The sequence below is a fragment of the Rhodococcus sp. IEGM 1370 genome (assembly GCF_033142325.1).
Taxonomy (GTDB): domain Bacteria; phylum Actinomycetota; class Actinomycetes; order Mycobacteriales; family Mycobacteriaceae; genus Rhodococcoides.
In genome coordinates this window covers 542,567-558,180 of the sequence record NZ_JAWLRY010000001.1, presented here as the reverse complement: position 1 = coordinate 558,180, position 15,614 = coordinate 542,567, and the positions used below count along the sequence as shown (strand labels likewise).

Here is a 15,614-nt window from a genome sequence, read left to right as displayed (position 1 = left end):
GTTACTACCGATCCAAGTATCCCTGGCGGTACCGACGACGACGGACGTCCCCCTGTTCTGGGGCGCGTGACCGGTCGTGACGCTGTCAGCGACCGGCCACCGATTCCGCTGCCTCGATCATGGACGTCACTGCTGCCGCGTAACCGGCGGCACCGAGTGCGGGCAAGATGCCCGGTACGAGTTGCGAAAGTGCAACCGTGATCAGGGCTTCCGGTTTGAGCGTGGCACCCATCGCCTTCGACACTGCATCGAGCTTGGTGCTCAACATCTCGAACGTGACATCGGTGTCCTCGTGGCGTAGCACCACCGCCGCCGGATCCACCGCCGCTGCAGCACTCACCAGTCCCGGCAGATCGTTGATCGTCCTCGGCGTCTTCTTCGGCGCGAAGTCCGCTCTTTCCGCCTCGGACAGGATGTCGATCGCTCGTAGCGACACCGACGGATCGGTGGTCACCGAATCGAGAATGCGGAGGAATCTCGCGGCGAACGTCTCGACGGTGGATCGAGTGAAGATCGACGTCGCGTAGTTGAACAGGGCGCGCACATCCTGCAGAGAACCGGTGTCGTCGAACTGCTCGACAGCGGTCAGCTGCAGATCGAACTTCGCTTGGTCCTCGTCTGCGGCCAGTGCCGTCACCTCGAGCCCTGGCAATGCGAACGTGCCGCTCACCGCGTTCTGGAAGGTCAGCATCACCTGGAACAGCGGTGAGTAGGCACTTGACCTGGACTTGCCCATGGCTTCGACAAGTCGCTCGAACGGCACGTCCGCGTGCCCGAACGCCGCCAGATCGGTGTCCTTGGTACGGGCGATGAGGTCGGCGAACGTCATTCCACCCTCGACGGAGGTGCGAAGCACGAGCGTGTTGACGAACATGCCGACCAGATCGTCGAGCGATTCTTCACCTCGGCCGGCAGTGGGAGTGCCGATGGCGATGTCGTCGGTGCCACTCAACCGAGCGAGCAACACCGCGAGCGCGCTGTGCACCACCATGAAGACCGTCGCGTTGTGCTCGCGAGCCGTCTTCTCCACGCGCTGAGCCAGATCCGTCCCGAAGGCGAATTCGTACGCTTCACCGATCGTCGACTGCCGAGCCGGCCTCGGGTGGTCCGTCGGGAGCGGGAGCAGATCCGGAACACCGGCCAGCTGCCGCTTCCAATAGGCCAGCTGAGTCGACAGAGCACTGTCCGGATCGTCCTCGCTGCCGAGCACTTCTCGTTGCCACACACTGAAGTCCGCGTACTGCACCGGCAACGGAGCCCACTGCGGAGCATCCCCTTCGGCTCTCGCGATGTAGGCCGACATCACGTCACGGATCAACGGGCGCATCGAGAATCCGTCGGCCGTGATGTGGTGCGCAACGAGGGCGAACACGTGATCGTTGTCCGACAGAGCGAACAGTGCCGCGCGCACCGGAACTTCGACGGTCACATCGAAGCCGCCGCCGAGTATTTCGCCGACCCGATCGAACACCTCGGTCTCGGTCACCTGGACCGGCACCGGATTGCGCAGTATCGCCGGTACCCGCCCGATCTGTTGGATCGGTCCGGCATCGGAATCCGGGTACATCGTGCGCAACACCTCGTGGCGCTCGACAACATCGTCGAGCGCTGCTGCGAACGCAGCGACATTCAATGCGCCGGTCAGTCTGATCGCGACCGGGATGTTGTAGGCCGCCGACTCGGTGTCGACCTGGTTGATGGTCCACATGCGCTGCTGAGCAAGCGACAGCGGCACCAACGGCGGACGTTCACGAGCAGTCAACGCGATGCGAGCTCCGCCGCCCACGAGCGGCTGTATCAGCGCGGCCAGGGCGGCCACGTTCGACGCGTCGAATATCGTCCGCACCGGTATCTGGGTGTCGAGCGCAGCTCCGAGCCTCGACACGACCTGGGTGGCGATCAACGAGTTGCCGCCGAGATCGAAGAAGTCGTCCGTGCGACCGACACGATCGAGGCCGAGTAGCTCTGCCAGTGTGCCGGCCACCACCTCTTCGACCGGATTCGTCGGAGCCTGGAATTCGCCGACCGCCACCTCGGGAGCCGGCAACGCCTTGCGATCGAGCTTCCCGTTCGTGTTGAGCGGCAGAGCATTCAGAACCACGAAGGCCGACGGGACCATGTACGACGGCAGAACCGCGGCGAGCGCCGCAGCGGCCGCTGCCGTATCGAACTCGGTGTCGGCCTCGGTGCCGACGACGTACGCCACCAATCGGTCGCCGATACGCGCGTCGGTGAATACGAGAACCGCAGCGTCGCGCACGGTGTCCAGATCACGCAGAGCCGACTCGATCTCACCGAGTTCGATGCGGAAGCCGCGGAGCTTGACCTGGAAGTCGGCTCGCTCGACATAGTCGAGTTCGCCGTTCTCGGTCCACTTGACGATGTCGCCGGTTCGGTACATTCGATCGCCGTCGGAGAACGGCAGGGCCACGAATCGATCGGCCGTCAGATCCGCCCGTGCGTAGTAACCGTGTGCCAACTGAGCGCCCGCCAGATACAGCTCACCGCTCACACCTACCGGCACCGGCCGCAAGCGTGCATCGAGTACGAAGACCTGTGTGTTCCATTGTGGTCGACCGATCGGCACCGACGCAGCGGCGACGTCGACGACCGGATGCGAGGTCACCGAGACAGCTGCCTCGGTGGGGCCGTACAGGTTGAACAGATCCGCAGAATTGTTCGTCAGGAACTCGCGTGCGGTCGACGCGGGCAGCGCTTCGCCGATCGCCAGCACTCGACGCAGGCTCGGCGACAGCGCACCGTCGGCGACAGTGCCCAGCATCGACAGCATGGACGGTACGACGTGCAGTGTCGTGATCGCACGATCACGCAACACACCCAACAGGTAGTCGGGATCGCGATGGCCGTCTGCTGTCGCGATGACAACCCTCGCACCGACGGTCAGGGCCGACCAGAACTCCCACACGGACAGGTCGAAGGTGGCGACGGTCTTGAGGAGCACCGAATCCGACTCGTTCATGCCGAATTCCGCGTGCTTCCAGAGCAATTGGTTCACGATCGAACCGTGCGACACGGCGACGCCCTTGGGCTTGCCGGTCGATCCCGACGTGAAGATCACGTACGCGGTGTCTGCAGCTCGCAGTGGGGTGCGTCGCTCGAGGGCACCGATGGGCGAGCCGTCGACGACGGCGTTCTCCAACTCCGCCAGGTCCACTGCGCCCGCTGACACCGGTTCACCCGTGCTGATCACCAACACTGGTCGAGCGATGTCGAGAATGTATTCGGTTCTATCCACCGGCTGGTCGGGATCGAGTGGTACGTAAGCACCGCCGGCCTCGACGATGGCGTACATGCCGACGAGCAGATCGACAGAACGTCGAATCGCCAGGCCCACCAGAGACTCCGGGCCCACTCCGCGTTCGATCAACGCTCGCGCGACTCGGTGCACCCGGCCGGCGAATTCGCCGTATGTCAGCGATGTTCCCTCGTATTCGAGCGCTGTGGCGTTCGGGTCACGGCGCACCTGAGCGTCGAAGAGATCGACGAGGGTGGCGTCGACATCGATGTCGTGGTCGGTTCGGTTCCATTCCGACACCAACGTCAGGCGTTCGGCGTCGTCGAGGATCGAGATGTCTCCGACGGCCGACTCCGGTTCCGCGACAACAGCATCGAGGAGCTTGACGAATCGAGCCACGATGTTCTCCACCGTCGTCCGGTCGAAAAGGTCCGTCGCGTACGTCATCAGTGCCTCGAAACCGGCCGGGGCACCTGCCGAGTCGTAATGATCGGCGAGGATCAGATGAAGGTCGAACTGCGAATTACCCGAATCCGCATCCACGGCAGTCACTGTCAGATCGCCGAGTTCGAGCGAGGAACGGGCCACGTTCTGGAACGAGAAGCCGACCTGGAACAACGGGTGCCGTGCGGTCGAGCGCGCCGGGTTGAGGGCCTCGACGAGCTGCTCGAACGGGACGTCCGCGTTGGCGAACGCGCGCAGATCGGTTTCGCGTGCCTGCGCCAGCAGATCCGTGAAACTCTGCCCGCCGTCGACGTCGAGTCGGAACACGAGAGTGTTCACGAACATTCCGACGAGGTTGTCCAGCGCCGCCTCGCCACGACCGGCGATCGGCGTCCCGACCGCGATGTCGCTCATTCCGGACAGTCGCGCGAGCAGCACCGAGAAAGCCGCGTGGACCGCCATGAACACCGTCGCATTGTTGGCTCGGGCGAGCTCTTGCAGCGCGGCGTGGGTACGAGCCGACACTGCGAATTCGACACGATCGCCGCGGAAGCTCTGATCGGCAGGCCGCGGTCTGTCGATGGGCAGGGTCAGCTGGTCCGGGAGGTCCGCGAGTGCAGCCTTCCAATGATCGAGCTGCTGTGCACCGACAGAGGTCGGGTCGTCCTCGCGGCCGAGGACCTCACGCTGCCACAGGGCGTAATCGGCGTACTGCACCGGCAACGGGGCCCAGGCAGGCTCGACACCGTTCGTCCGAGCCGCGTAGGCGGTCATCAGGTCGGTCGTCATCGGAACCATGGACGAACCGTCGGCCGAGATGTGATGCACGACCATGGCGATCACGTACTCGGACTGCGCAACCCGGAAGAGCGTTGCCCGGACGGGCACCTCGGTGGTCACGTCGAAGCGAGTCGCGGCAAGCGCCATGACCTTCTCCGTCACCGACTCCGGCGTGGAGTCCTCCACCGTCAGGGCTATCCCGGCCCGCGTGGTCGACAGAACCTGTTGCACGGGACCGGAATCCGTCTCCGGATACACGGTACGGAGCGTTTCGTGCCGGGCGACGAGATCGGCGACGGCCGCCGCGAACGCGTCCTCGTCGAGAGCGCCGGACAACCGAAGAGCCATCGGAATGTTGTACGCCGTCGACTCGGTGTCGAACCTGTTGAGGAACCACATGCGCTGCTGAGCCAGAGACAGAGGCACATGCGCCGGTCGCTCACGGGCCACCAGTTCGGTGCGTCCCCCGCCGACCGCGGACTCGACGCGCGCCGCCAGGTCACCCACCGACGAGGCCTCGAACAGCAGGCGTACGGGAACGGACGCATCGAGCGCGCTGCCGAGCCTGGAGACCACCTGCGTAGCGATCAGCGAGTTACCGCCGAGCGCGAAGAAGTCGTCGTCGACACCCACCCGCGCTACGCCGAGCACGTCGGCGAACACACCTGCGACTATCTCTTCGACAGGCGTCGTCGGTGCCCGGAATTCGACGGCCATGGCCGTCGGTTCGGGGAGTGCCTTGCGATCGAGCTTCCCGTTGACGGTCAGCGGTATCTCGTCCATCCTCACGAACGCCGACGGCACCATGTAGTCAGGAACCGAGCCTGCCACTCCTGCGCGTACGGCATCGAGATCGAGGTCGGACGCTCCGACGACGTAGGCGACCAGGCGCACGGCACCGGGTGAGTCCTCTCGGACGACGACCGCGGCCGCGGAGACACCGGACTGCGTGGACACCGCTGCTTCGATCTCGCCGAGTTCGATACGGAAGCCGCGGACCTTGACCTGGTCGTCGGCACGTCCCAGGTAGACCAGTTCGCCGGAACCGGATTCGGCAGAATCAGCCGTCACGCGTTCGGTCCACCGAGCAAGATCACCGGTCCGGTAGAGCCGGCCCGTGCCGAACGGGTTGGCGACGAACCGCGTGGCGGACAGATCGGCGCGCCCGAGATAACCGCGCGCCAACTGCCCGCCCGACACGTACAGCTCACCCTCGACGCCCACCGGCACCGGCTCCATCCTGGTGTCCAGAACGTAGACACCGAGCCCGGAGATCGGCGCACCGATCACCGAGGCCGTGCCGATCGAGTCCGCAGACAACGGACGGTAGGAGACGTGCACGGTGGTCTCGGTGATGCCGTACATGTTCACCAGCACCGGACCGCTGGAGACACCGTCGCCGTGCCGTGCGAACCATCCCTCGAGTCGGCGAGGTTCCAATGCTTCGCCGCCGAAGATGACGTACCGAAGCGACAGGTCTCCCGAATCGGTGCTCTGCACCCGGTCGAGCTCTGCCAACTGATAGAACGCCGAGGGAGTCTGGTTGAGCACCGTGACGCCTTCGGTCACCAGAAGTTCACGGAACGCCTCGGGTGAACGAGAAGTGAAGTAGTCCACCATCACCAGCGTGCCGCCGTGGAGCAGCGGTCCCCACAACTCCCACACCGAGAAGTCGAAGGCATACGAGTGGAACATCGTCCAGACGTCCTCGGTGCCGAAACCGAACGAGGACTCGGTGTTGTCCATCAACCGGAGCACGGTGTGGTGCGGAACGAGCACGCCCTTGGGCTTGCCCGTCGAGCCCGAGGTGTAGATGACGTACGCGAGATTGTCCGAACCGAGAGCTGTCGGCCGCTCGGCATCGGTCACCGGAGACGACGACCACTCGGTCGAATCGTCATCGAGGGCATCGACGACGGCGACATCGCTCGCCCGTACTGCTGCCATCGAGTCGCTGTCGAGGACCGTCGCCGTCGTCACCACCGCAACCGGGGCTGCATCGGACATCATGAAGTCGATGCGATCGCTCGGGTAGGACGGATCGACCGGCAGGTAGGCGGAACCGGACTTCACGACCGCGAGCAATGCGACAACCAGCTCCGTGGATCGCGGCAACGCAACCGCGACCAACGCGTCGGACCGCGCGCCTGCTGCGATCAGACGCCGTGCCAGACGATTGACGCGCTGATCGAGCTCTGCGTAGGACAACTGCGTCCCGGCGAAGCGCAATGCCACACCGTTGGGATCTGCTGCCACCACTGAGTCGAAACGATCCACCAACGTGTCGTTGCCGACCGACACATCGGAACCGGAGGTATTCCATTGCGTCAGTAGGAGATCACGCGACCGCGGATCCACGATGGTGATGTCGCCGACTGCGACCGCAGAGTTCTCCACGATCCCGTTCAGCACGGCGAGGAATTGATCGCCCATCGTCTCGACGGTCGACGCCTCGAACAGATCCGTCGCGTAGCTGACGTAGCACGTCAGTCCACCGTGATCGTCCGCCTGCTCGAAAGTGAACTGCACGTCGAACTTCGCGATCTCGGCGTCGAACTGCAACTCCTCGACGGTCAGACCCGGAAGTTCGAGCGCAGCGCGGGTGAGGTTCTGGAACGCCAACACGACCTGAACCAGGGGATGCCGGGCCTGCGACCGACCGGGATCGAGGATCTCGACCAGCCGCTCGAACGGAACATCGGCGTGCGCGAACGCCTCGAGATCCACCTCACGTGTGTGCTCGAGCAACGCTTCGAATCCGCTGGCCGGTGAGACCTGGGTCCGCAGCACCAGAGTGTTGACGAACATGCCGACCAGGTTGTCCAGTTCGGCGTCACCTCGCCCTGCGATCGGTGTACCGATCGCAATGTCTTCCGATGCAGACAGCCGTGCCATCAGCACGGCCAGAGCCGCGTGCACGACCATGAAGAGAGTCGAATTCTGCTCTCGCGCAATCCGATCCAGTGCCGTGTGAATCTCCGGCGGAACGGTGAACTGCGTGGTACGGCCCCGATAGCTCGCAGTCGCGGGGCGAGCATGGTCGAACGGCAGCTCGATCTGATCGGCCAGGCCCGAAAGCTGCGAGGACCAGTACGAGAGCTGTTTCGACACAGGCGAATCGGGATCGTTCTCACTGCCGAGAATGCTCCGCTGCCACACTGTGTAGTCCGCATACTGCACCGTGAGCGGTTGCCATGCCGGCGCATCGCCCTGAGCCCGGGCTGCATACGCGACCATCACATCCGTGGTCAACGGACCCATCGAGAATCCGTCGGCCGCAATGTGGTGAACGACGAGTATCAGCACATGTTCGGTCTCGCCGACCTGCAACAAGCGAACGCGAACGGGCACCTCGCGAGTGACGTCGAACCCGCGAGAGACCGTTTCCACGACAGCATGGAGCACGTCGTTCTCGGCCACGACCGTCGGTGCCAGATCCACCGGCACCTCGTCGGTGCCCACTACGACCTGATGGCCGACGCCGTCGATCTCCGGGTACACCGTGCGCATCGTTTCGTGGCGCCCGACGACGTCGACCACGGCACCGTGCAGAGCAGCTCTGTCCAGAACTCCGCTCAAACGAATTGCCACCGGGATGTTGTTGACCGCGGACTCGGAGTCGAAACGGTTGAGGAACCACATCCGCTGCTGCGCAAGGGAGAGCGGAATACGTTCCGGGCGTGGGCCCGCAACCAGCGCTGTATGCCGGCCGGTGCCGACGTGGGTTTGTACCCGTCGCGCCAGCGCGCCCACGGTCGACGCGTCGAACACGGCACGAACCGGCACGCTCGTGTCGAGCGCAGCACTCAGTCGAGCCACGACCTGTGTTGCCAGGAGCGAGTTGCCGCCGAGCACGAAGAAGTCGTCGTCGAGTCCCACGACCGAGAGGCCGAGAACATCGGCGAAGACGTCCGCCACGATCTGTTCGACAGGAGTGACCGGCGCGCGGAATTCGGCTGCCTCGACAGCGGGCTCGGGCAGAGCCTTGCGATCCAGCTTGCCCGAACCGGTCAGCGGCAGAGCGTCGAGCACGACGAACGCACTCGGGAGCATGAACGCAGGAAGGCGTTCGGCGACCGCATCGGCGACTGCTTCGGTGGTGGTGAACGTCGAGAGCACAATCCAGGCGACGAGTCGATCCTGGCGCACCGCGACCACGGCCTGCGCGACCGACGGGTCCGCCGACAGCGCTGCTTCGATCTCGCCGAGCTCGATGCGCTGACCGCGCAGCTTGACCTGGAAGTCCGAGCGCCCGACGTACTCGAGTTCGCCTGATCCGTTCCAGCGAACCACGTCGCCGGTGCGGTACAACCTACCGATTCCGAAGGGATTGGCCACGAACCTGTCTGCGGTCAGATCGGGACGTGAGCTGTAGCCACGTGCCAACTGCACACCGCCGAGGTAGAGCTCGCCCTCGGCCCCGTCCGGCGAAGGCCGGAGGGCGTTGTCCAGCACGTACACCTGGGTGTTCCACACCGGTCGGCCGATCGGCACGCCCGAGGTGTCGGCGGCGGTGTATTCGTGATGAGTCACGTCGACCGCAGCCTCGGTCGGCCCGTAGAGGTTGACGAGCGTTGCAGTCGGCAGCTGATCACGCAGTCGCGCAGCGGTCGTGGACGGCAGAGCTTCGCCCGATGCGAACACCCACCGAAGGCGCTCGGCGGTGGCGGCAGCCGGTTCGGCGGTGAACACCCCGAGCATCGACGGGACGAAGTGCGCCACGGACACGGACTCACGGGCGAACAGCTCCGCCAGATACGCGGGATCGCGGTGCCCGTCCGGCTTGGCGATCACCATGCGCGCGCCGATCCGCATGGGCCAGAACAATTCCCAGACGGACACGTCGAACGTCACCGGTGTCTTCTGTACGACGACATCCGACTCGTTCACACCGTACTGGGCCTGCATCCACTCGAGCCTGTTGACGATCGCCCGGTGACTGATGGCCACGCCCTTGGGCCGACCGGTCGATCCGGAGGTGAACAGCACGTACGCAGCGTTGTCGGTCGTCGGCGTCGCCGTCAGCTCGGCCGTGTCGAGCGGCCGGTCCGAGTACTGCTCCAACGCGAGCCGGTCGATCTCGACCAACGGAATGCTGCCGTGGCCCGCGAGACCATCGCTCGCGGTGGACAGCACGAGGAGCGCGTCGGAGGTGTCGAGGATGTACTCGATGCGGTCGGCCGGCTGCTCGGGATCGAGCGGGACGTACGCACCTCCTGCTTCGAGCACCGCGTAGATGCCGACCAACAGATCGATCGATCTCCGCATCCCGACGGCAACCGCGCAGTCCGGTCCGACTCCACGGCCGACGAGATAGCGCGCCAACGAGTTCACCCGAGCCGAGAAGTCTCGGTACGTGACCGTCTGCCCCTCGAACGTCAGAGCCGGTGCGTCGGGTGTTCTCCACACCTGATCATGGAAGGCGTCGAGAAGCAGACGATCGTCCACCGGGTGCGCGGTGGCGTTCCGCTCGTCCACCAGGCGTGCGCGTTCCTCGGTGTCGACCAGTTCGATCTCGCTCGAACGTCTGCTCGGGTTCTCCGCCGCAGCCGCCAGGATGCGTTCCACTCGCGCCAACATCGCGACCACGTGGTCACGATCGAAAAGATCCTCGAAGTACTTCAGCGTCAACCGAATTCGATCGTTCGACACGATCAGGAGCGTCAACGGGTAGTGCGTGCTGTCGTTCGATTCGACGCCGGTCACGGCCATACCGTCGATGTTCGACGCCTGAGCCGCCAAGCCTGCCTCGTCGACCGGGTAGGACTCGAACACTGTGAGCGTGTCGAAAAGGTTCCCGGTACCGGCAGCCCGCTGCACCTCGGTCAGTCCGAGGTAATGATGGTCGAGTAGGTCCGCCTGTTCGCCCTGAAGCCTGGTGAGGAGCGATTCGATCGATTCCGCCTGATCGAATCTGACTCGCACGGGGATGGTGTTGATGAACAAGCCGACCATCGACTCGACTCCGGACAGACCTGCCGGCCTGCCGGAGACCGTGGCACCGAACACCACATCGTTACGTCCCGTCGAAGCGGCGAGCACAAGACCCCACGCTGCCTGTACGAGTGTGTTCACGGTGACGCCGAGTCGGGCACCGAGTGCGGTCAGCGCTGCTGTCGACTCTTCGGTGAGCACCGACTCGACCGCGCCCGATCGCGAGGTGATGTCGCGGTCGGCCGACACCGGAGCCAGCATGGTGGGTTCCGGTGCGTCGTCGAGCGCGCGTGCCCACGCTGCCGCCGACTCGACCTCGTCCTGAGAGTCGATCCACGACAGGAAGGATCGGTACGACGCGACCCGAGGCAGCGACGCCGCATCGCCGCGAACTGCATACAGCACCAGCAGGTCTTTCATCAGCAGCGGCATGGACCAGCCGTCGATGAGGATGTGATGATTCGCGAACAGCAACCGGAAGTCCCCCGCTGCGATTTTCACCAGGGTGAAGCGCACGAGAGGTGGTGCGGTCGTGTCGAACGGGACTTCCTGCTCGCGGGCCCTGAGTTCTTCGTACGCGGCCATCCGCTCACCGGCCGGAAGGTCGGAGAGGTCGTGCTCGGACCACGGCACCGAGACGTCGTCCACCACGATCTGAACGGACGAGCCGTCCGCCGCGGTGGCGAATGCGGTCCGAAGGTTGTCGTACCGGTCCAGAAGTGCCTGTGCGGCACCGCGCAGGCGCGGTGCGTCCACGTCTCCGCTCAGGGTGAGCACCATCTGCATCGTGTACACGTCGATGGACGAGTCCGCGAGCATGGCATGGAAGAGAAGACCGGATTGCAGCGGCGCGAGCGACCAGATGTCGGTCGCCGCCGGGTACTGCGCCTCGAACCGATCGATGTCGCTCTGTTCGAGGGTGACGAGCGGCAGGTCCGACGGGGTCAGTCCACCGGCGGATCCGTCTGCGACGTGCTCGGACAGTGTCGTCAGCGCGGTCACCCACAGCTCTGCCAACTGCTGCACGTCGGCTTCGTCCACTGCCCCGCGCGGGAACGCGAAAGTCGCGGCAAGTTCGGGATTCTCGCCCGAACCACGCACGATCGCGTTGATGTCGACACTTCTGTTGGCCGGCATGTCCGGGTCCCCGACGATGGTCAGATCGTCGAAATCCGTTGCAGGAAGCCAGCCGTCGATTCCGTCCGGCATCTCACCCGTCGTCTGACGCCCCAGGTAGTTGAAGCTGATCTGCCCGGAGGACAACTGCGAAAGCTCCTCTGCAGCAACTCGATCGAGGTACCGCAGCAGGCCGAAGCCCATACCCTTGTCCGGAACGGCGAGCAATTGCTCCTTGACCGCCTTGACGACGGACGCCAGTGCCGTGCCCTGCCCGTCGATGGCGGCGGCAGTATCGATGCCCGCCAGATCGAGCCGAACCGGGAACATGCTGGTGAACCAACCGACGGTACGCGACAGGTCGGCACCCGGTACGAGTTCTTCTTCGCGACCATGTCCTTCGAGCTGGACAACCGTCGCAGGTGCGTCGATTCCGCGCAGCGAACGCCACCGTTCGACGGCGAGGGCCAGAGCCGCCAACAGACCGTCGTTCACTCCACCCCGGAATGCTTCGGGAACCGTGGTGAGCAGAGCCCGGGTCACGGCCGCCGGAACGACGACCGACAACCGCTCGACCGTCGACTCGGTATCGATCGAGGGATCGAACGCGCGCGTGCCGAGAATCGGGTCACCGGTGGACGCGATTCGACGCCACAGATCCAGTTCTTCTCGACGCCGTCCGCTGTGGGCTTCCTCGTTCAGCGCATGTGCCCACCGGCGTTCGGAGGTGCCGACATCCGGAAGGACCGGCGTCGCGCCTGCGGCGATCTGCGCCCAGGCAGAGACGAAGTCGGGCACCAGAATTCGCCAGGAGACACCATCGACGACCAAGTGGTGAGCAATGACGACGAGACGTCCGGAAGTCTGCGGACCGAAGTCGATCCACACGAACCGCAGCATCCGACCCGCATACGGGTCGAGGTGGCTCATCGATTCGTCCACGGCCGCCGATGCTGTCGCCAACGCTGCGTCCCGATCGAGTTCGGGGGCGATCTCCGTGCGGTCGATCAGAGAATCGATCGACACCGAGCCGGGCTCGGAAATCGACAGACTCCACCCCTCGTCGTCGTGGATCAACGTTGCACGAAGTCCATCGTGACGGTCGACCACGGCGGAAACGGTATCGACCACTCCGCTCCGGTCGATACCGACGGGCAGTTCCAGGGTCAGTGACTGGACGAATCGATGGAACGAGCCACCGCGTTCGACCATCGATCGGGCGAACGGCATCAGGGGCATACGTCCGATGCCGCCACCGGGAAGCTCGTCGAGCACTGCACGCGCGACGACGTCGCCCTGCAGGGTCGCCACCGTTGCCAGACGCGCGACGGTTTTCTGCTCGAAGACGTCCCGTGGGGTGACGACGACTCCGCGGGCACGAGAACGCGCAACCAGCTGAATCGACACGATGCTGTCTCCGCCGAGGGCGAAGAACGAATCGTCGACGCCGACTCGATCGAGTCCGAGCACATCGGCGAACACCTCGCTCAGCACGAGCTCGATGTCCGTCTCCGCACTTCGGAACTCTGCGTCACTCTCGAAAACGGGAGCGGGCAACGCCTTTCGATCCAGCTTTCCCGAGGGGCCGAGGGGCAGGGCGTCGAGAACGACGACCATGGCAGGAACCATGTATTCCGGCACCTTCGATGCCGTGAACGCCGTCAGCGAATCGACGTCCACCGACGCTTCGGGTGTCGGCACCACGTAGGCGACGAGCTGGTCGTCGACCACAAGCACCACCGCTTGTGCCACCGAAACATCGTCGAGGAGAGCAGCTTCGATCTCGCCCAACTCGATGCGCAATCCGCGTAACTTCACCTGGAAGTCCGAGCGACCGACGTACTCCAGCCGACCTGCCGAGTTCCACCGCACCAGGTCGCCGGTCCGATACAACCGACCGCCGACAGCGTCGAAGGGATCCGCCACGAACCGATCGGACGTCAGGTCGGGCCTGCTGTGGTAGCCGCGCGCCAACTGGACTCCGGCGAGATAGAGCTCCCCCACCATGCCGACGGACACGGACTGCAGTCGGCCGTCGAGCACGTGTACTCGGGTGTTGAAGACGGGTCGCCCGATCGGCACGACGATGGAGTCCTCGGCCGAGAACGTGTGGAACGTGACGTCGACGGCCGCTTCCGTCGGGCCGTAGAGATTGACCAATGCCGCGGTCGGCACCGACGTGACCGCAGCACGAGCCGTGGATATCGGGAGCGCTTCACCGGACGCGAAGATCCACCGGAGCGAGTCGACGTTCACCACGGTGGGCTCGGCAGCGAACACGGCGAGCATCGACGGCACGAAGTGCGCCACGGACACGTTCTCGTTGTGCATCAGCTCGGCGAGGTAGACCGGATCGCGATGACCGTCGGGCTTGGCCAGCACCAGCCGCGCACCGATCTGCAACGGCCAGAACAGCTCCCACACCGATACGTCGAAGGTCACCGGTGTCTTCTGCACCACCACGTCGTCTGCGCGTAATTCGTACTCCCGCTGCATCCACACCAACCGGTTGACGATGCTGCGGTGGCTGATCGACACACCCTTCGGCCGACCGGTCGAACCGGACGTGAAGAGCACGTAGGCGCAGTTGCTCGGCCGCAGAGATTCGAGGCGATCGGCATCGGACACCGGCGCGTCGGAGACGGTGCCGAGGTCCATCTCGTCGAGCCGAACGACGGCCGTCCCGTCGACTGCGAAGTCGTCTCGGGTCGTGGTCAGCACCAGCGCAACACGTGCGGTGTCGAGAATGTACTGCACGCGTTCTGCGGGCTGGTCCGGGTCGACCGGAACGTATCCGGCCCCGGCTTTGACGACTCCGTAGAGACCGACCATCAGGTCGAGGGAGCGACGCACCGCCACTGCGACCAGCGACTCGGGTCCGACTCCCATCGAAATGAGCGCGCGGGCAACGCGATTCGCGCGACGGTCGAATTCGATGTAGGTGAGCGACTCGCCCTCGAAGCTCAGTGCGGTCGCGTCGGGGGTTGCTGCAACCTGCGCGTCGAACATCGACACCAACGTTGCGGACTCGTCGAGTTCGTAGGCGGTGTCGTTGATTTCTGCCAGCAGAGCCCGCTCGTTCGGATCGGACAGATCGACATCCCCGACGGCCCGCGTCGGTTCCGCCGCGAAGGCCTCGAAGATCCGCTCCAGCCGCCCCATCATCGTCGAGATCTTGCCGGCATCGAAGACGTCGGTCAGATACTTCAACTTCAGGTGCACGCGGTCGTCGACTGCGATCAGCAGTGTCAACGGGTAGTGGGTTGCGTCCTCGAGCGCGACATCCGCCACCGACATGTCGTCGATGTTCTTCGCCTGCTCGGTGAGACCGGCTTCGTCCACGGGGTACGACTCGAACACCGTCAGCGTGTCGAACAGCGCACCGAGTCCGGTGGCCCGCTGAATCTCGTTGAGGCCCAAGTAGTGGTGGTCGAGCAGATCTGCCTGCTCGCCCTGCAAGCGAACCAGAGTTCGTTCGATGGACTCGTGCCCATCGAAACGCACTCGCACCGGCAGGGTGTTGATGAACAGGCCCACCATCGATTCGACACCGGTCAGTCCGGCCGGACGGCCCGACACGGTCGCGCCGAACACGACGTCGTCACGTCCGGTCGAGCGCCCGAGGAGCAGCCCCCAGGCAGCCTGAACCATGGTGTTGAGAGTCACGCCGAGACCGGCCCCGACCGACTGCAGCGACGAGGACAGTTCGGGACTCAGATCGAGCGAGAGTTCTCCGGATTCGGCGGAGACGGCGCGGTTCTGATCCACCGCGGACAAGGTGGTCGGCTCGTCCACTCCCGCCAACGCGTCGATCCAGGTGCGTCTGGACGCCGACGCGTCCTGTTCGGCCACCCAGGCCAGGAACGAGCGGTACGAGCGCACGCGCGGCAGCGGTGACGGATCGCCTCGAAGGGCGTACAGCGCGAGCAGATCTCGCATGAGGAGCGGAGTCGACCATCCGTCGAGCAACAGGTGATGGCTCGATACCAGGAACCGATACTCCGAATCCGAGAACTTCACCAGGGTGAAGCGCATCAACGGGGCCGAGGTGAGGTCGAAATGTTCCGCTTTGTCCCGCACTCGC

At 64.7% G+C, this 15,614-nt stretch carries 1 protein-coding gene (cut by a window edge); it reads right to left on the bottom strand.

Annotated elements, in window-relative coordinates; translation table 11 throughout:
* Window positions 1-85: 85 nt before the first annotated feature.
* Window positions 86-15,614 carry the 3' portion of a non-ribosomal peptide synthase/polyketide synthase gene (locus R4P47_RS02590; RefSeq protein ID WP_317784015.1) on the bottom strand. 14,669 nt of this gene lie beyond the right edge of the window, so 15,529 of the gene's 30,198 nt are visible here — the last part of the coding sequence; its start codon lies off the right edge, out of view — the gene reads right to left on this strand; the stop codon is at window positions 86-88.